At 62.8% G+C, this 17,329-nt stretch carries 20 protein-coding genes; 9 read left to right on the top strand and 11 right to left on the bottom strand.

All coding sequences use genetic code 11. The features are described from left to right. Positions 1–230: 230 nt before the first annotated feature. The gene (locus NKI88_RS11370; RefSeq protein ID WP_023733307.1) at positions 231–782 is read right to left on the bottom strand and encodes a DUF4142 domain-containing protein; all 552 of its coding nucleotides are present in this window, start codon (positions 780–782) and stop codon (positions 231–233) included. A gap of 324 nt (positions 783–1,106) precedes the next feature. On the opposite strand from NKI88_RS11370, the gene NKI88_RS11365 reads away from it, so the two are divergent. Further along, positions 1,107–1,445: a hypothetical protein gene (locus NKI88_RS11365; protein WP_023697061.1), complete on the top strand. Its 339-nt coding sequence runs from the start codon at positions 1,107–1,109 to the stop codon at positions 1,443–1,445. A 287-nt stretch (positions 1,446–1,732) separates the two neighbouring features. Here NKI88_RS11365 and NKI88_RS11360 read toward each other — a convergent pair whose 3' ends face one another. Both NKI88_RS11360 and NKI88_RS11355 read right to left on the bottom strand, forming a co-directional pair. After that, positions 1,733–2,221, bottom strand: a complete 489-nt coding sequence (locus NKI88_RS11360; protein ID WP_023724918.1) for a GNAT family N-acetyltransferase — start codon at positions 2,219–2,221, stop codon at positions 1,733–1,735. A gap of 5 nt (positions 2,222–2,226) precedes the next feature. Continuing rightward, positions 2,227–3,156 carry a transglycosylase SLT domain-containing protein gene (locus tag NKI88_RS11355; protein ID WP_352655143.1) on the bottom strand — a complete coding sequence of 310 codons (930 nt, stop codon included), beginning with the start codon at positions 3,154–3,156 and terminating at the stop codon, positions 2,227–2,229. Between the two features lie 178 nt (positions 3,157–3,334). Here NKI88_RS11355 and NKI88_RS11350 point away from each other — a divergent pair, with 178 nt between their 5' ends. Then, positions 3,335–3,916 (top strand): methylated-DNA--[protein]-cysteine S-methyltransferase, encoded by a 582-nt coding sequence (locus tag NKI88_RS11350; RefSeq protein ID WP_352460591.1) that lies wholly within the window; start codon positions 3,335–3,337, stop codon positions 3,914–3,916. A 161-nt stretch (positions 3,917–4,077) separates the two neighbouring features. Here NKI88_RS11350 and NKI88_RS11345 read toward each other — a convergent pair whose 3' ends face one another. Continuing rightward, positions 4,078–4,404, bottom strand: a complete 327-nt coding sequence (locus NKI88_RS11345) for a hypothetical protein (RefSeq protein ID WP_023689728.1) — start codon at positions 4,402–4,404, stop codon at positions 4,078–4,080. Positions 4,405–4,702: 298 nt separating this feature from the next. On the opposite strand from NKI88_RS11345, the gene NKI88_RS11340 reads away from it, so the two are divergent. Then, positions 4,703–4,915: a cold-shock protein gene (locus tag NKI88_RS11340; RefSeq protein ID WP_015316174.1), complete on the top strand. Its 213-nt coding sequence runs from the start codon at positions 4,703–4,705 to the stop codon at positions 4,913–4,915. Between the two features lie 233 nt (positions 4,916–5,148). Beyond that, positions 5,149–5,349 carry a hypothetical protein gene (locus tag NKI88_RS11335; RefSeq protein WP_352655141.1) on the top strand — a complete coding sequence of 67 codons (201 nt, stop codon included), beginning with the start codon at positions 5,149–5,151 and terminating at the stop codon, positions 5,347–5,349. 100 nt (positions 5,350–5,449) lie between these two features. On the opposite strand, the gene NKI88_RS11330 is transcribed toward NKI88_RS11335, so the two are convergent. Further along, positions 5,450–6,310, bottom strand: a complete 861-nt coding sequence (locus NKI88_RS11330) for an EAL domain-containing protein (protein ID WP_023689726.1) — start codon at positions 6,308–6,310, stop codon at positions 5,450–5,452. Further along, positions 6,307–7,206: an EAL domain-containing protein gene (locus tag NKI88_RS11325; RefSeq protein WP_352655139.1), complete on the bottom strand. Its 900-nt coding sequence runs from the start codon at positions 7,204–7,206 to the stop codon at positions 6,307–6,309. The genes NKI88_RS11330 and NKI88_RS11325 overlap by 4 nt, the downstream gene beginning before the upstream one ends. Before the next feature lie 276 nt (positions 7,207–7,482). Between NKI88_RS11325 and NKI88_RS11320 the strand changes: the two genes are divergently transcribed. After that, positions 7,483–8,685, top strand: coding sequence for a pyridoxal phosphate-dependent aminotransferase (locus NKI88_RS11320; RefSeq protein ID WP_352655137.1), 1,203 nt, complete (start codon positions 7,483–7,485; stop codon positions 8,683–8,685). A 59-nt stretch (positions 8,686–8,744) separates the two neighbouring features. On the opposite strand, the gene NKI88_RS11315 is transcribed toward NKI88_RS11320, so the two are convergent. Next, a complete protein-coding gene (locus tag NKI88_RS11315) occupies positions 8,745–9,140 on the bottom strand; it encodes a (R)-mandelonitrile lyase (RefSeq protein WP_352655135.1) in 396 nt (131 codons plus the stop codon). Between the two features lie 48 nt (positions 9,141–9,188). Beyond that, positions 9,189–9,740 carry a methyltransferase family protein gene (locus NKI88_RS11310; RefSeq protein WP_023683763.1) on the bottom strand — a complete coding sequence of 184 codons (552 nt, stop codon included), beginning with the start codon at positions 9,738–9,740 and terminating at the stop codon, positions 9,189–9,191. Positions 9,741–9,887: 147 nt separating this feature from the next. On the opposite strand from NKI88_RS11310, the gene NKI88_RS11305 reads away from it, so the two are divergent. The 3 genes from NKI88_RS11305 to NKI88_RS11295 all read left to right on the top strand — a co-directional run bounded on the left by NKI88_RS11305 (position 9,888) and on the right by NKI88_RS11295 (position 14,270). Continuing rightward, positions 9,888–10,748 carry an alpha/beta fold hydrolase gene (locus tag NKI88_RS11305; protein WP_023671967.1) on the top strand — a complete coding sequence of 287 codons (861 nt, stop codon included), beginning with the start codon at positions 9,888–9,890 and terminating at the stop codon, positions 10,746–10,748. A gap of 247 nt (positions 10,749–10,995) precedes the next feature. Beyond that, entirely contained in the window at positions 10,996–13,047 is a 2,052-nt protein-coding gene (locus NKI88_RS11300) for an elongation factor G (RefSeq protein ID WP_023683761.1), read from the top strand. 725 nt (positions 13,048–13,772) lie between these two features. Next, positions 13,773–14,270 (top strand): methyltransferase family protein, encoded by a 498-nt coding sequence (locus NKI88_RS11295; RefSeq protein ID WP_023671969.1) that lies wholly within the window; start codon positions 13,773–13,775, stop codon positions 14,268–14,270. Between the two features lie 22 nt (positions 14,271–14,292). Here NKI88_RS11295 and NKI88_RS11290 read toward each other — a convergent pair whose 3' ends face one another. Together NKI88_RS11290 and trxB are read right to left on the bottom strand one after the other, a co-directional pair. Further along, positions 14,293–15,189, bottom strand: coding sequence for a LysR family transcriptional regulator (locus NKI88_RS11290; RefSeq protein WP_023671970.1), 897 nt, complete (start codon positions 15,187–15,189; stop codon positions 14,293–14,295). Between the two features lie 80 nt (positions 15,190–15,269). Then, entirely contained in the window at positions 15,270–16,244 is a 975-nt protein-coding gene (gene trxB, locus NKI88_RS11285) for a thioredoxin-disulfide reductase (RefSeq protein ID WP_023705868.1), read from the bottom strand. Positions 16,245–16,498: 254 nt separating this feature from the next. Here trxB and NKI88_RS11280 point away from each other — a divergent pair, with 254 nt between their 5' ends. After that, complete coding sequence (locus tag NKI88_RS11280) at positions 16,499–16,975, top strand: Lrp/AsnC family transcriptional regulator (protein ID WP_023689719.1); 477 nt, start codon at positions 16,499–16,501, stop codon at positions 16,973–16,975. Here the strand turns inward: NKI88_RS11280 and NKI88_RS11275 are convergent. Then, positions 16,965–17,315 carry a hypothetical protein gene (locus NKI88_RS11275; RefSeq protein ID WP_352655132.1) on the bottom strand — a complete coding sequence of 117 codons (351 nt, stop codon included), beginning with the start codon at positions 17,313–17,315 and terminating at the stop codon, positions 16,965–16,967. The two genes, NKI88_RS11280 and NKI88_RS11275, sit on opposite strands and share 11 nt — an antisense overlap. Between the last annotated feature and the right edge of the window lie 14 nt (positions 17,316–17,329).

The following is a 17,329-nucleotide window of genomic DNA, read 5'->3' as shown; positions in this document are numbered from 1 at the left end:
TGCCTTGCCAACGGCAGGCATCGGCCGTCGCACTCTACGGCGCCCCCCTCTGTCCTGCCGGACATTTCCCCCACAAGCAGGGAGATTGGCTGTCGCCTCAGCCTTCGCCAATTTTCACCGTCGGTAGAAAAGCACGGCGCCGACGCTGCTGATCTCCCCACTCGTGGGGGAGATGTCCGGCAGGACAGAGGGGGCGCCGTAGAATGCTATTGCTGGCCAGTCACCAACCCTCAACCCTGATGCGCGGCCGCGAGTTCCTTCACGTGCTTCTCGTGCATCTGCAGCGTCGGCAGCGTCTTCTTGGCGAATTCCTTCATCGCCGGGTCGTCGCCCGAGTTGGCATAGGTGCTGAACAGGGCAACGGCCTCCTTGTGCGCGTCCGTCTGCATCTGGATGTACTTGGCGTCAAAATCCTTGCCGCTTGTGCTCTTCAACTCGTCGAGCATTGCCTGCTCCTTCGGCTGCAGGGCCGGTCCCGCGGCTTTGGTCGAACCGGTGGTCTGGCCCTGGCTCAGCGCCGCCTTGAACTCCTTGCCGGCTTTGGTGTGGTCCTTGACCATCTGCTTGGCGAATTTCCTGACGTCAGCCGCCTTGGATTTCTCCTCGGCGAGCTTGCTCGACTGGATTTCGAATTCGTTGGAGCTAGGCACGGTCTTGACGAAGGTTGGGGTATCGACCTTGCTGGCGGCCATGGCAGGCGCGACCGCAGTCGAGTTGGCCGCAAAGGCGGCAGGGGCACCGGCGAACAAGGCGACGGCGGCAATGGTGAGAAGCGTTTTCATCTGAGGTCTCCGATTTGAAAATTCCCTCGGCTAATCAAACGCGGCATTGGCGGCAGGGTTGCGTCCGGAGAACTATTCGTCAGCGACCATCTGCCGAAGAGCCGTCCCGAGCCCCTGGCGGACAAACCTCAGGACAGCACGCCTCGCCATATTGCAGCTGTTCGTTCCAGTTCGGCCGACCCTCAGGCGTGAAATCCATAAGGTTCCACAGGATCTCGCAGATGCCGATGGCGCGCTGATCCTAATGGACGGCGCTGCATTGGGAGCCGGTTGCACTTCCCTGTATTGCGTCTGCAGGTTAGATTTCCGGAGCTGGGGAGACACATGCAAGAGGATGAAGAGATCGATCTGCGCTGCCCGCAAGTGGTGGCCGACAATGCCGCCAAGGGGTTGAGGCTGCGAAGAGAATTCGGCCGGGGCGGCACCGAGATCGGCGTGGCGCGGGCGACGGAACTCAAGAACCGCGAAAAGCTGGCGCCATCCACTATACGCCGCATGGTCAGCTACTTCGCCCGCCACGAGGTCGACAAGCGCGGCAAGAATTACGGCAATGAAGACAATCCATCGGCCGGCCATATCGCCTGGCTGCTGTGGGGCGGCGACGAGGGCCGCGCCTGGGCGCTTGAGCTCAAAAAGAAGATCGGCAATGCGCCCGATATCTGAGGGCTGCCGTAAAACGACTGGCGGGCCCCAAACCCCCGCCTGGGACCCGCCAAGGAGTGGCTGAACACATGCCGGTGCAGCCCCTCCACATCTGCCAGTCGTCGATCCGCCATCGGTCGAAAGGCATGGATGGTGAGGTAGCATCCGGTTGCGGCGGCCTATGTGAAGCAGTTCACAATCCGAAGGATTTCAACAGCGCTCGAGCAATTCCAGGAAAAGTGGGAACCGGTTTTCCTGGGAAAAGCGCGTAGCGTTTTCCCCAGGGAATTGCGGCAAGAAAAAAGCCCTTACCCTTCCCAGGCGACAGGCACCATTCCCAGCCGCTCGTAGAGCCTGAGCGCGGCGGCGTTCTCGACCGTGTTGGTCTTGAGGTCGACATGGGCCGCGCCTCGATCGCGAAAGGCGTTGAAAGCCTGCCACATCAGCGCTTCGCCAATGCCTTTGCCGCGCGCTTCGGGATGGACCGCGAGGTCCTTGACGAAGGCCCTGGTCCAGCACAGCGCTGCCGCCGCCAGCCGTCCCTTGGCGTCGATGACCAGGAAACACAGCGCCGGGTCGAATTCGGCATCGCTGGATATGCGCGGCCACCATTCGTCGAACGGGCCGTCGGTGCCGTCGTCGAACACCTCGGTCAAAAGCGCATGCAAGGGCTGCGCGTCACCATGTTCGAAGCAGCGCATGGTAAAGCCGGCCGGCCAGTGCGGTGCAACGAGCGTCTCGTCGAGGATTTTGCGCAGCCGGATGTCGTTTGGAGCCGGCGGGCGCGGTTCAGGCATCGCGCTCAGGCGTCGGGCTGCAGCCGGCGGCGCTTGCGGTCGACACCGAGGCCGGTGGCCTCGAGCAGGCCTTTGCGCTTGGCGTCGAAATAATAGCCGGTCTGGTAGAGCCAATCGGCCTTCTTGGCGTTGCCACCCGCCACCAGCCAGGCGCCACGCAGATATTTGACCGCGTATTTCAGATTGGTTTCGGCGTCGAACAAGCCCTTGGCCGGCCCGTCATAGCCCATGCCGCGCGCCGTCGCGTGCTTGATCTGCATCAGCCCCCAATGGCCGTTATTGTAAGCCTTGGGATTGTAGGTGCTTTCGCGGTTGACGACGTGGCGCACCAGATCGACCGGCACCTCGTAGAGAGCAGCGTATTTCTGGATCAGCCGGTCGACGTCGCCGCGCATGCCGGTCGCATGCTCTTCTTCCGGGAGACCGAGGGGCGCGGCGGGGAACTGGCCCAGGGAAGCAGGGTTCTGCGGCACGACATAGGCTACCTGCTGCACGCCGGGCATGGCGTTCTGGCCGCCCTTGGCGGTCGCCGGCATGACAAGGCTGGCGGTCGTATATTGCGCCGCGACCGGCTGTCCGGCCTTGGCGGGCGCAGGCGCCTGCCAGGCGTTGGCGGCCATCACCGCAGGCAGGGCCGGGGCCGTGGGCGTCGCGCCGGCAAAGGCCGCGGTCTCGGCAGCCGGCTGCGGGGCGGCATCGAGCGCTGGCGTCGCCGGCGTCGCTTCGGCCGACTGAACGGGTGTTATGCCTGAGGATTGCGGCAGCACCGAAACCGTATCGGGCAGCGGCACGGTGAAGCCGGCATCGCTGCCGGCGGTGGTCGCGGTTTCGGTCAGCGCAGGCGTGGCCTTCATCTGCGAGGTCGATTGGCAGCCGCTGAGGGCAGCTGCGCCGACGATCACAGAGATCGCGAAAAGGTTGAATTTTGCTGGCAAGCCGCGGGGGTCCGATTTGTCGGTTGTTAAGAAGTCCTTACACCAGCGATTCCTAGTGGGCAATCGGGACCATCTGGTGGTTTTCGGGTGGCGAGAGCCGGGATCAGATGCCATATTGTTCTGCATATGTACCCGGTTGGCATCCCGGTTTTCGCCGCTTTGCGGAAAGGAGCGCATCATGGAAACGGCATCTTCGATCACAGCCGGCCACGCAGTGTTAGAAACAGTGATCGGCTTCATCGGCATCGCCTGGAGCGATAAGGGCCTGATCCGGCTCTGCCTGCCCGAAAGGAGCCGCGAAGCGGTGGAACGCCGGCTGATGCGGCATGCCGGTGTTGCCGCCAATACCACTGCGAACATTGGGCAGCCGCAATGGGTGGTCGAGCTCATCGCCTCGATCAAGGCCTATGCCTCAGGCGAGGACGTCGATTTCTCCGGTGTGCCGGTCGATCTCGACGGCGTCGACGACTTCCGTCTCGCCATCTACGACGCGGCGCGAAAACTGCATTACGGCGAAACCACCACCTATGGCGAACTGGCCAAGCGCGCCGGCCAAGCCGGCCTGCCGCGCGAAACCGGGGCAGCGCTGGGCTCCAACCCGGTGCCGCTGGTCATCCCCTGCCATCGGATACTAGCCGCGGGCGGCAAGATCGGCGGCTTCTCGGCGCCCGGCGGCTCGGCCACCAAGGAAAAGATGCTGGCCATGGAAGGCGTGCGCGTCGGCCCGCCGCCGGCGGCGCAGGTCTCGTTCGGGTTCTAAGAGCTTGAATGGTATGCCGGCTGGGTGTGTTGAGATTCAGGTCAGGCCGCACCGAGAACTATGGTCTTCGAGAACCGGAGCGGAGCGTACTTAATGTACGTGGGCGCCGGACGCGCAGAAGACCATCGTTCGCAGGCCGGCCTCACTTGAATATCAAATGCCTAATGACGGCGCAGGAAGCGGCGGTGAAAATGGTCGTTCTCGATCCGCTTGCAGAGATAGACCGGGCAGGATTCGGTATCGGCGCTCGGCACATAGGCGCGCTTTCTGACCTCGCCGACATTGCAGAATTGCTGGCTCTGCACATAGCGGTCGAAGAGCGGCAGCCCCGGCACGCGCCTGGACTGATAGCGCAGGATGACTGCGCCCTGGCGGGCGATCGTGCCTTGCACCCTGTCGCAGCTCATACGAGTGGGGTCGTAGCGCGAGATCGCCTGCGCCTCGGCGGCCGCCAGCGTCAGGCAGGCGGCAAGCAGAATGGTTTTCACAACCGTTTTCATGACAGTCTCCCAAAACCGGACTAACGCCGTCGGGCGTCCCGGTCTTCCCGATTGCTCGACGCTTTCATGCGATTGGGGCGGCCTTTGGGCGGCGCCACCGCAACGCCATTTTTCGAGCCATCTTGTTTTTGGTGCGAAACCCGCCTATATCAGCTCCATTGATATTTCGGCCGATCGATCCGGGCCTCGCGATCTTCGCGTTTGCTGACGTCTATCTCCAAAATCTCGATACAAACCGGCTGAACCTCGGTTCGGTCAAACCAAAGCAAATGCGAGGACTATTCATATGGCAACTGGTACGGTCAAGTGGTTCAATGCCACCAAGGGCTTCGGCTTCATTCAGCCTGATTCGGGCGGTGCGGACGTTTTCGTTCACATCTCCGCTGTCGAGCGCGCTGGACTGTCGACCCTGGTCGAAGGCCAGAAAATCAACTTCGAGATCGAGCAGGACCGCCGCACTGGCAAGTCGTCCGCTGGTTCTCTGAGCAAGGCAGCCTGATTTTGCGATGGCGCGCGCCGGACGAGAGTTCGGGGCGCGCGGCAAGTCACGGATGTACTGACGGTCGCGCGAGAAGCGCGCTGGAGCGGAAAGACCCGACAAGCTGGATCAGCAGATAGCTGCCGGCCCGGACTTAAAGCTCCGATCAGGCTACCGAAAATGGGAAGGCGGGATTTATCCCGCCTTTTTGTTTGTCTGGAATTGGACGATGGCCATGCTATTAGTTTCGCCCCATGACCAAGCTCGAACAGATTGAAAGATCCATCGCAGCCCTGAACACCAAAGAACTAAAGGCCTTTGCCAAATGGTTCGCAGCGTATCAGGCAGAGGTGTGGGATATGCAGATCGAGGCGGACGCCAAGGCTGGCCGGCTGGATAAGTTTGCCGAGCAGGCTTTGGCTGAACTTCACGCGGGCCGAGTTCGCCCTCTTTGAATGCGCGCTACGGCCGAAGGCCGCAAGCCCAACCGGGCATCGCGCCCGTTGGCGTCCGGTCCGGAACGAGCCGCGAAGCGGCGGCAAGCGCGAGCACAAATCAGCGCCGCAGATGCAGCGGCACCACCTTGTTGTCGGCGCCAAGCAGCGCCTCGATCGACAGCGGCTCCCGGTTGAAGATCGTGCCGGCCAGCGCCGGCCGGCCGAGATGGAACCCCTGTAGCAGGTCGACGCCGCCATCCAGCGCGACGCGCAGATGCACGGATTGCTCGATGCCTTCCACCAGCACCTTGGCGCCGCGATCGTGCAGCGACGAGACGAGCGGCCGGAAGAAGCGCTCGGCGGCAGCGTGGCGGCAGAATTCGGCGAACCAGCCGCCGTCGATCTTCACGATATCCGGCTGGAGCAGGCTCATCCGCTCCGCGGTCGAGTGGCCGGTGCCGAAATCGTCGATGGCGATGCGGATGCCGTGGCGCCGCATCTCGCGCACCAGCGGGGCCAGCACATTATCGTCGGCCGCCTGTTCGGTGATCTCGCAGACCAGCATGGCGGCATGCAGGTCGAGATCGCCGAGATGCCGCGTCATCAGCCGGATCTCGGCCAGCGCCCGCCCGAGATGATCGTTGATCATCGGGTTGTAATTGAAGAACAGGTCGAGCCCGTCGACGCCGATGTTGCGGAAGTTTTTCAGATGCAGCATCCGGCACATCGTCTCGACAAACAGGCGGTCGCCCGGCGCAACACTGTCGAAGAACATGGCGGGTGCAACCGGCATGGAAGCGCGCTGCGGTTCGATCAGCGCCTCGACGGCAACCGCGGCCAACGCGCCACCGCGTGGCGCAAAGATCGGCTGGTAGGCGCTCTTCAGCCGGAACGCGCCGTAGACGCCGTATTCGATGCCGACCTCGTCGGCAAAGATCGCTTCGCCGATATCGCGACGCCTCTCGCGTTGCCCGGTCATGGCCCGGTCCTGCGCCCGAACACCCTGCCCGGCCGCGCCGGAGGCGCTGCAGTCGGGCCGGCAGGCGTCTTGCCAGGCTCGGCCGCCGCGACAGATGGCTGCCCATCCTTGCCGAAAGCGCGAAAGCTGGTCGGCGCCAGTTCCGGCTTCGCCAGCACGAAGCCCTGCACCATCGATGCGCCGGATTTCTCGGCTAGTTCAAGCTGCCAGCCTTCCTCGATGCCTTCGAACACCGTGCGGATGCCCTGTAGTTCGAAGTTCGTCACCATGGCAGTCAGCAGGGCAAAGCCGGCGCCGGATTCCATGAGCTGCGTGATCCAGTGCGCATCGAATTTGACGATGTCGGGCTTGAGCTCCTTGATGCGGTTGATGTCGGATTCATCGGCGCCGTAGTCGTCGACGGCGATGCGAAAGCCATTGGCCCGCAGCGCCTCGACAAAGCTGTAGAGCGTTTCCTGCGACGCCGACTTCTGCTCGGTCACCTCGCACACGATGCGGCGCGGATCGATCCCCGCCTCGTGCAGCACCAGCCGCATGTCGCGCAGCGCGTTGTCGGCGACGGTGCGCTCGGTGAACACCGACGGGTCGAAATTGACGAAGATCGAGGCTTCTTGCGGCAGGCAGGCGCCGGCATTGAGCAAATGCAGCGTGCGCGTCAGCGCCTCGATGTGCAGGCGGTCGCCGGCCGGACAGGTGCGGAAGAAGTTCATCGGCGATTGCGGCTCGCCGACACGAAACGGCCGGATCAGCCCCTCGAACGCTGCGATCGAGAGCTTGCCCCCCTTGAAGGCGAAGATCGGCTGAAAGGCGCTCTGCAGCGTGTAGGGACCCCAGACACCTGAAGCGGTGCCGTCATCGTGACGGATGATGTGGGCAAGCCCGGTGCTGCGCGACAAGGGTCCCTCGCTCCGCGAGACAGGCGAAATGGCTGGCGATCCTGCCGTCAAAGGTTTTAGCGGCCGTTGATGAATTTATTCTTGCCGGGGATAAGCCTATCGATTGCCGAGCCCGCAGCGCAGAGCGAAACCGTCATGCACGCGCTCCAAAAGCCGATCTTCACAGGTCCTTGACCCCTGGCTCATCCGACAATGCTTGCACTTGCCGGGTCGATGCGACATGAGAAGCGCCGCAGCTGTTTGCGGTTGCGCCGACCCCTCTGGAGATATCTGGTCATGGCCTTTCTTGCCGACGCCCTTGCCCGCGTAAAGCCTTCCGCCACCATCGCGGTGACGCAGAAAGCCCGCGAGCTGAAAAATGCCGGCCGCGACATTATCGGCCTCGGCGCTGGCGAACCGGATTTCGACACGCCCGACAACATCAAGAATGCGGCGATCGAGGCGATCCGCCGCGGCGAGACCAAATACCCGCCGGTTTCGGGCATCGCGCCGCTGCGCGAGGCGATCGCGAAAAAATTCAAGCGCGAGAACAATCTCGACTACAAGCCCGAGCAGACCATTGTCGGCACCGGCGGCAAGCAGATCCTGTTCAACGCCTTCATGGCGACGCTGAACCCAGGCGACGAGGTCATCATCCCCCGCCCCTATTGGGTCAGCTATCCCGAAATGGTGGCGATCTGCGGCGGCACCTCGGTGTTCGCCGACACCTCGATCGACAATGGTTTCAAGCTCACTCCGGCCGCGCTGGAGAAGGCGATCACGCCGAAGACCAAATGGCTGCTGATGAACTCGCCGTCGAACCCGTCCGGCGCCGCATACACGGAAGCCGAGCTGCGCGCGCTGGCCGACGTGCTCTTGAAGCATCCGCATGTCTGGACACTGACCGACGACATGTACGAGCACCTGACCTATGGCGACTTCGTCTTCAGGACGATCGCCGAGGTCGAGCCGAAACTCTACGAGCGCACGCTGACCATGAACGGCGTCTCGAAAGCCTATGCCATGACCGGCTGGCGCATCGGCTATGCCGCGGGTCCCGTCCAGCTGATCAAGGCGATGGACATGATCCAGGGCCAGCAGACCTCGGGCGCCTGCACCATCGCGCAATGGGCCTCGGTCGAGGCGCTCAACGGCCCGCAGGATTTCGTCGCCAGGAACAAGGCGATCTTTCAGGGCCGTCGCGACCTCGTCGTGTCGATGCTCAACCAGGCGCGCGGCATAACCTGCCCGTCGCCGGAAGGCGCCTTCTACGTCTATCCGTCCTGTGCCCAGCTGATCGGCAAGAGGACCAAGGCCGGCAAGGTCATCGACACAGACGAGACCTTCTGCTCGGAACTGCTCGAGGCCGAGGGTGTCGCGGTGGTGTTCGGCTCTGCCTTCGGCCTCGGCCCCAACTTCCGCATCTCCTACGCCACGTCGGAGACGCTGCTGGAGGAAGCCTGCACGCGCATCCAGCGGTTCACGGCATCGCTGACCTGAACTGGCGGCACCGAGACATGAAACCCGGCTTCGAGCCGGGTTTTTGTCAGGAGCAGACCTCAGCCGCCATACTGCTCGCTGGTGACCGCTTCCATCCAATCTGCGTGGACGCCGTCCAGCGCTTCCTGCATGGCGACGTGGGTCATTGTCGTCTTTGGACCCGCGCCGTGCCAGTGCTTCTCGCCCGGCTCGAACGAGATCACGTCGCCCGCCTTGATCTCCTGGATCGGCCCGCCCCATGTCTGCACAAGGCCGGCGCCCGACGTGACATAGAGCGTTTGGCCGAGCGGATGCGTGTGCCAGTGGGTACGCGCGCCAGGCTCGAAGCTGACCAGCGTGGCCCGCAGCCGCGCCGGCGCTTCCTTCTCGATGATGGGCGTCTGCAGCACGCGGCCGGTGAAATACTTCTCCGGTGCGATGATGGTCGGCACGCTGCCGCAGGCAATGATCTTCATCTCTGGTGACCCCTGAGTTCAGTAGAACCTACCCTGCCCCGGTGCTCGCTACCACCCCAGCCGAGGCCAGAACAGGCCGGCACGTACGCGATAGTCCGCGTAGGCTCCGGCCAGCGGCGTGCGCGAAAATTTCTTCTCTTCGTCCAGCGCCGCAAACACATAGAGGATAGCGATCCCGGCGACCGGCACCAACGCCCAGACCGACCAGGTCGCGATCCCCCAGCCGATCCAGAAGACGATGTAGGACGTATAGAAGGGGTGGCGGACATGGCCGTAGGGGCCGTGGGTCAGCAGGCTGTGCGGATCGTCGGGTGCGAAGACGAAGCGCAGCCGCACCTTGCGCGACGTGACGATCGCCCACCAGAACAGGGCAGAGCTCGCCAGTTCGACGGCAAGTCCGGTGAGCTTTGCCGAACCCGGCTGCGATTGGATCCAAAGGGTGGCGAGAAAGAACAGCGCCGTGGCGATGACCGCCGCCGAAATCACCATGGCGCCTGGAGACATCGCCTGCGATTGGAAATGCGCCCGCATCGACCAGACATATTGGCCAAGCATCGCGATGCTGCAGATCGAGACAAGAAGATCGAGGACTGGTTCCATTGTCGGGATTCCGCGCGTGATTGCCATGGAGCCAGCGATCGTGCCGGCTATCTCTTTAGAAATCCTTTCTTAACCACATGTTTAAAGAACATATAGAGCCAGCGATGCGATGTTGGCGGTCAGGCAAATCTCAAGGTCTAATCCAGCATGAGCATCACTCACCGCACCATCCGCACGCCGCAGGCCGACTTGCGCCTCAGCCAGTCGTCTGGGTCCGGCATGCCCATCGTCATGATCCATGGGTCGGGCAGTTCGCGCGCCGTGTTTGCCCGTCAGTTCGATAGCCCGCTTGCCGACGGCCATCGGCTGATCGCCTTCGACCTTCCCGGCCACGGCGAGTCCTCCGATGCCCGCGACCCGGCGACCGCCTATACGATTACCGGCCTTGCCCAGACCACAGCCCGGCTTCTCGACGCTTTGGGCATCGGCCACGCCATCATCTTCGGCTGGTCGCTCGGCGGCCATGTGGCGGTCGAACTGGCCAGCTTTCACCATGCGGTCAGCGGCCTGGTGCTGACCGGAGCGCCGCCGGTGTCGCGGGGGCCGCTTGGCATGCTGCGCGGCTTTCACGCCAACTGGGACATGCTGCTGGCCTCCAAGAAGGTCTACTCCGAACGCGACATCGAGCGCTTCGAGGCGCTTTGCTTCGGCGATACCGCCAGTCCGTCTTTCCGCGAAGCCATAAGGCGCACCGACGGCAGGCTTCGCGCCGGCGTGGCGCGCAGCATGTTTGCCGGCAAGGGCGCCGACCAGAAACAGGTGGTCGAGCACGCCCCGTTCCCGGTTGCGGTGATCAATGGAGAGCATGATCCGCTGGTGCGGCTGAGTTACTTCGAGACGGTGGCCTATGGCTTGCTGTGGGAACAATGCCATGTCATATCAGGCGCCGGCCATGCACCGTTCTGGGAACGCCCAGACCTGTTCAACCCGTTGCTGTCGCGCTACGCCGAGATGGTGGTGAAGCAGAGTGCAGCCGCCACGCCCACGCGCCGCACCCAGGCAAGCTGAAATCGCCGGACGGTTCTGATCCCGGGGTCTTGCCTCGGCCGCCTGACGGCGCACCGGATTCCTATTTTCCTTGCCCTGCCGGCTAACCCGTGGGACGATGGGCTTGGGCAGGTGGCTAAGAGAAACAACCCCGCCCCGCGACGGTCGAACAGGCCGGCCGCCGCTCACGACAGGGTGCGATCGGCGCAAAACCGTTTCCACTTTTGCTGATCGCACTCCAAGGGCCAAGCCTGAGTGGAGGTCAGCCATGGGTACTCGCGCCGGAGGACGACGCACGGGACCGAAATGCATTGCCATAGTCGGTCCCTTTGCAAGCGGTAAGACGACACTTCTCGAAGCCATCCTCGCCCGTACGGGCGCCATCCCCCGCCAAAATCCCGTTTCATCGGGAAGCACCGTTTCCGATCATTCGCCCGAGGCGCGGGCGCACGCCATGAGCGTCGAGGCGACCTTTGCCACCACCGAATTCATGGGCGAGCAGATCACCTTCGTCGACTGTCCCGGATCGATCGAATTCTCCTTCGAGGCCGAGCCGGTGCTGGCAGCCTGCGATCTCGCGGTGGTCGTCGCCGAGGCCGACGAGAAGAAGATCCCAGCCTTGCAGCTCATCATGCGCAAGCTCGACGATCTCGGCGTGCCGCGCATCCTGTTCCTCAACAAGGTCGACAAGGCAATCGCCGGCGTACGCGATACGCTGAAGATGCTGCAGCCGACGAGCGCGGCGCCGCTGTTGCTGCGCCAGATTCCGCTGCGCAAGGACAATGTGGTGATCGGTTCCATCGACCTGGCGCTAGAGCGCGCCTACATCTACCGCGAATATGCCGAAAGCCAGGTTGCCGAAATTCCAACTGACGACAAGGCGCGCGAACTGGAGGCTCGCTTCTCCATGCTGGAGACGCTTGCCGACCATGACGACCAGTTGATGGAGCAGTTGCTGGAGGAGATCGAGCCGCCGAAAGACGCGGTCTTCGACGATCTTTCCGCCGACCTGCGCGCCGGCGCCATAACGCCGGTGCTTATCGGCACCGCCGAAAAAGGCAACGGCGTGCTGCGCCTTTTGAAGGCGATCCGCCATGACGCACCGGATGTCGAGGCGACGCGCAAACGGCTCGGCGTCCCCGACGGCAATCACACCGTGGTCCAGGTGATGAAGACCATCCACACCGCGCATGGCGGCAAGCTGTCCGTGTCGCGCGTACTCTCCGGCCAGATCGCCGATGCAGCCGAACTCTATTTGTCGAATGGCGAGACGGCGAAGGTCTCCGGCATCTACAAGATGCTCGGCAAGGACCAGTCCAAGCTCACCGCTGCCAAGGCCGGCGACACGGTGGCGTTGGGCAAGCTGGACGAGGTCAAGACCGGCCAGACGTTGAGTTCCACGAAGGGCGGTATCAAGCCGCTGGTCACGCTTACGCCGCCGCAGCCGGTCTTTGCCTTTGCGCTACGGCCGAAGGAGCGCAAGGACGAGGTCAAAATGTCGGCGGCCATCCAGCGCCTGGCCGAGGAAGATCCCTCGCTCACCTTGCGCCACAACCAGGACTCGGCCGAGACCGTGCTGTCCGGCCATGGCGAGATGCATCTGCGGGTCGTGCGCGAGCGGCTGGAAGGCAAGAATCAGATTCCGGTCGAAGGCCATGCGCCTGCCGTCCCCTATCGCGAGACGATCCGAAAGACGGTGCAGCAGCGCGGCCGCCACAAGAAGCAGTCCGGCGGCCATGGCCAGTTCGGCGATGTGGTGATCGAGATCAAGCCGCTGCCGCGCGGCTCCGGCTTTCAGTTCTCGGACACCATCACCGGCGGCGTCGTGCCCAAGACCTACATCCAGTCGGTCGAAACCGGCGTGCGCGATTATCTGAAATCCGGCCCGCTCGGCTTCCCTGTCGTCGATGTCGCCGTCAACCTCTCCGACGGCTCCTACCACGCCGTCGATTCCTCCGACATGGCTTTCCAGATGGCGGCCAAGCTGGCCATGAAGGAAGGCATGGCGGCCTGCTCGCCGGTGCTGCTCGAGCCGGTCATGAAGGTCGAGATCGTCACGCCGTCCGAAGCCACTTCGAAGATCATCGCGCTGATCCCGCAACGGCGCGGCCAGATCCTTGGCTACGACGCGCGGCCTGACTGGCCGGGATGGGATGTCGTGGAGGCGACCATGCCGCAGGCCGAGATCGGCGACCTGATCATCGAACTGCGCTCGGCGACCTCCGGCGTCGCCAGCTATCGTTGCGCCTTCGATCACATGGCCGAGCTGACCGGTCGGTTGGCCGACGAGGCGATGAACGCCAACGGCAAGGCTGCCTGACAGGCCGAAGGATGATCCGCACAAAAAACGGCGCCCGGATGACCCGGACGCCGCTCTTATTGCGGACCGTCTTCTTGGGAGGAAAACGGCAGGTCCGCCGCACGTATCCGCCGCGCCATGCGGCACTGACAGACGAATAGGTTCGGACGCGGTAGCCGCCTGAGCCCGGATCTTCCGAGTGATGCCCCCATCTCCCGGTCGAACCACACCGCGTCCTATGATCTGCTTAAACGATGAATCGCGCCTGCGGCATGTTACCTGAGGTTACATGTCACTGTTACGCGGCGATTTTGCTCGATTTTTCGCTGGCTACGGCAGGCCCGGAAACAAAAAAGCCGGATCAATGAAGATCCGGCTGAGTTTGATTGGAAGTGCCTGTTAAGGCTAACCTCCAGAGGGGAACACTCGAGGGCGCTAATGGGAGGAGAACGCGCCCAGGAGATGATCTATATATGTGCTGTTCATGCCCAAGAAACAAGCATCTATTTTGCAACACACGCATGCAAAAAGGTACAGGCTGTGGTCTAACCCATGTCTAGGGGCCATAGGACCACGAAAAGTTGCCAAATGAATGGCGCGACCGTGCGGTTGCCTTCGCAGAACCGCAAGTCGGGCTGATTCTCGCGCTCGCGGGCAAAAAGCCGAATGACGTTGAATCGGGCAGCAGGCGTTTATTTTTGCGGCAGCGGGATGGAAAGGGTCGGCCGGAAGAAGGGAGACCTGACATGCGGACACCCCAGGCGATCGCCGGCAGCGCGGTCTTCTTCATCGCCGCACCTTGTGTCGTGGCCGGGCTGGTGCCCTGGCTGCTGACGGACCGCTACCGTCTGCCGCTGTCGACGGTGCCCGGCTTCGTGCCGGCTGGCTCCATCCTAATCGTCGCGGCCATCGCCCTGCTCGTCCATTCCTTTGCCCGCTTCGCGCTCGAAGGCATGGGCACGCCGGCGCCTGTAGCACCCACCGAGAGACTGGTGATCGGCGGCGTCTACCGCCATGTCCGCAACCCGATGTACGTCGCCGTGCTGTCGATCATCCTCGGCCAGGCGTTGCTGTTTTCAAGCTGGAGCGTCGCTGCCTATGCCGCCATCGGCGCGATCGTCATGGGCTCTTTCGTCAGGTTCTATGAGGAGCCGACTCTCGCCCGCCGCTACGGTGGCGAATACGAGACCTACCGCCGCAATGTTCCCGGCTGGCTGCCACGGCTGACGCCTTGGCGGGGGTGACCAGCACCTCCCAAGGGCATGTTTAAAATGACCAGCTGCGCGCTTTGGCGATGATGAAGTCGCGGAAGACGTGCAGCTTGGCCTGGTTCTTCATTGCATCGGGATAGGCGAAATAGGTGTCGAAGGACGGCACCTCGGTCTCCGGCAAAAGCTGCACCAAATCCGATTCCTTGGAGATCACGTAGTCGGGCAGCATGGCGATGCCGGCGCCGCCCTGCACGGCGCGCTTGATCGACAAGATGTCGTTGATCTGCAGCGTCGGCACCCTTTGCCCACCGTCGAAATCGCCGATCGTTTCCAGCCAGTTCAGCTCCGACAGATGCGACGGCACCGGCACACCGAAAGTGACGATGCGATGGTTCTTCAGATCGGCGACCGAGGTCGGCTTGCCGTGCTTGCCGACATAGGACGGCGAGGCATAGAGGTGGAAATGCACGGTGAACAGGCGGCGCTGGATAAGGTCGGGCTGCTGCGGCTGGCGCAGCCGTATCGCGCAGTCGGCCTGGCGCATGGTGAGGTCGAGTTCCTCATTGGCCAGGATCAGCTGCAGGCTGATTTCCGGATAGAGCTCGATGAATTCCTGCACCCGCTCGGTCAGCCAGCCGGCGCCGAGCCCGACCGTGGTCGTTACCCTCAGCACGCCTGAGGGACGGTCCTTGGCCTCGGTCAGCTTCGACTTGATGGTCTCCAGCTTCATCAGCACGTCATGCGCCGTGCGGAACAGCATTTCGCCCTGCTCGGTCAGCACCAGGCCGCGGGCATGGCGATTGAACAGCGGCACCCCGACATCATGTTCGAGCGCGCTGACCTGGCGTGAAATCGCCGATTGCGACAGGTGCAAAGTCTCGGCGGCATGGGTAAACGACCCAGCCTCCGCCGCTGCGTGAAACACGCGAAGCTTGTCCCAGTCCAACGCCATTGAGTTCCCCTCGTTCTGTTTTTGGCGTCTGAATGAAAAATCAGGCTTTTGAACGGCTTGCGACGCCGTCTTGATAGATTTTATTCCGCCGCTTCGCGGTGCACCTCGATGCCGGCCAGGTATTTTTCCGCCTCGAGCGCGGCCATGCAGCCGAGCCCGGCGGCGGTCACCGCCTGACGGTAGATGTCGTCGGTCACGTCGCCGGCGGCGAACACGCCGGGAACGTCCGTGCGGGTCGAATTCGGCGCCGTCCACAGATAGCCGTTCGGCTTCTGCTTCAGCTTGCCGACAAACAATTCCACCGCCGGCGCATGGCCGATCGCCACGAAGACGCCGTCCACCTGGAGATGGGTGACCTCGCCGGTCACCGCATTTCTGAGCTTCAGCCCTTCGACCGAAGGCGGCAGCGGCGTCTTGCCGGGCCGGCCGGTGATCTCGTCGACGATCGTGTCCCAGATGACTCGGACATTGTCCTTTTTCAACAGCCGCTCACGCAGGATGCGCTCGGCGCGGAAATCGTTGCGCCGGTGGATGACGGTCACGCTCTTCGCCAGATTGGAGAGATAGAGCGCCTCCTCCACCGCCGAATTGCCGCCGCCGATGACAGCGACATCCTTGCCGCGATAGAAAAAACCATCGCAGGTGGCGCAGGCCGACACGCCGAAGCCCATGAAGGTCTGTTCGGTGGGGATGCCCAGCCATTTCGCCTGCGCGCCGGTGGCAATGATCAGCGCGTCGGCCGTGTAGGTGGTGCCGGAATCGCCCGTGGCGCGGAACGGCCGCACATTGAGGTCAACCTCGGTGATGATGTCGTTGATGATATCGGTGCCGACATGCTCGGCCTGCTTCAGCATCTGCTCCATCAGCCACGGGCCCTGGATCGGATCGGCGAAGCCCGGATAGTTTTCGACATCGGTGGTGATCATCAGCTGCCCGCCCTGCTGCAAGCCTGCTACGAGCATCGGCTTGAGCATGGCGCGCGCGGCGTAGACTGCGGCGGTATAGCCGGCCGGGCCGGAACCGATGATAAGGACAGGCGCGTGCTTGGTGGTCATCTAAAGCCTCTGCGGGGCAGACAATCGAGTGTGCCTTGGAACGACGTGAAATGTTGCTGGTAATGTAAGGGTTGCCAACCACACCAGCAAGACGATCAGGCCGTCGTCCCCGGAAAGCTTCGGCCTACAGGCTTATTCGCGCAATGGCCGCTTTCGTTACGGTTGCGAAATCGCCCGACCAAAGGGCTGGCATCGACACAAAAGTCGTTTAAGGACGAGAGTGCGAAAGATTCTTGCGCTAAGCCGAGACCGCCATGCCCCTGAAAGCCGACCTCGACGCCATCGACTGGAAGATTCTGCGCGAGCTTCAGGCCGACGGGCGCATGACCAATGTCGAACTGTCGAGCCGCGTCGGCATTTCCGCCCCGCCCTGCCTGCGCCGTGTCCGGCGGCTGGAGGAAACCGGCATCATCAGAGGCTATCGCGCCTTGCTCAACGCGCCGGCGCTCGGCATGGATGTCGTCGCCTTCTGCCTGATCGGCCTGCATCACCAAGCCGACGCGGAGCTCAAAGCTTTCGCCGAGCGCACTCGCGGCTGGCCGATCGTGCGCGACGCCTGGATGGTCTCGGGCGAATCCGACTTCCTGCTGCATTGCGTGGCGAGCGACCTCGGCACGTTCCAGACCTTCGTCATCGAAGAACTGGCCTCGGCCCCCAATGTCGACACGGTGCGCACCGCGCTGACCATCCGCCGCGTCAAGGACGAAGGGCTGGTGGCGTTCAGCGCCTGATAAGCGAGATTAACTTCGAAAAAGCATGTGCGACGCCGACCAAGACATACCCCAACAGACACACTGCTACCTCTCCGACAACTGGCAAAAGAATGAAGCCGTCGCCAGGGCCGGGGCTCTCGCCAGGAGACATCTCCGGCAAAGCTAAAAAGCCTAGCAAAATAGGTGAGCAAGCAAGCCAGACGAATGTGATGACATGCGGCAACCATTTGAGACGGAAAATGTTTTTTGACGCGAGAAACGCCGCGCCGATCACAATTATGTTGACGACGAATATGAGCCAGAAAGCGAATTCTGGCGCCAAAATCGTAGGGTATTCCGGGTCAGATTGCGTGAACATGAGCGGCCAAGGTT

The sequence above is a fragment of the Mesorhizobium sp. M0317 genome, assembly GCF_040321555.1.
Classification (GTDB): Bacteria; Pseudomonadota; Alphaproteobacteria; order Rhizobiales; family Rhizobiaceae; genus Mesorhizobium.
Note: the sequence above shows the minus strand (reverse complement) of the source record. Positions and strands in the feature narration are given on the sequence as shown.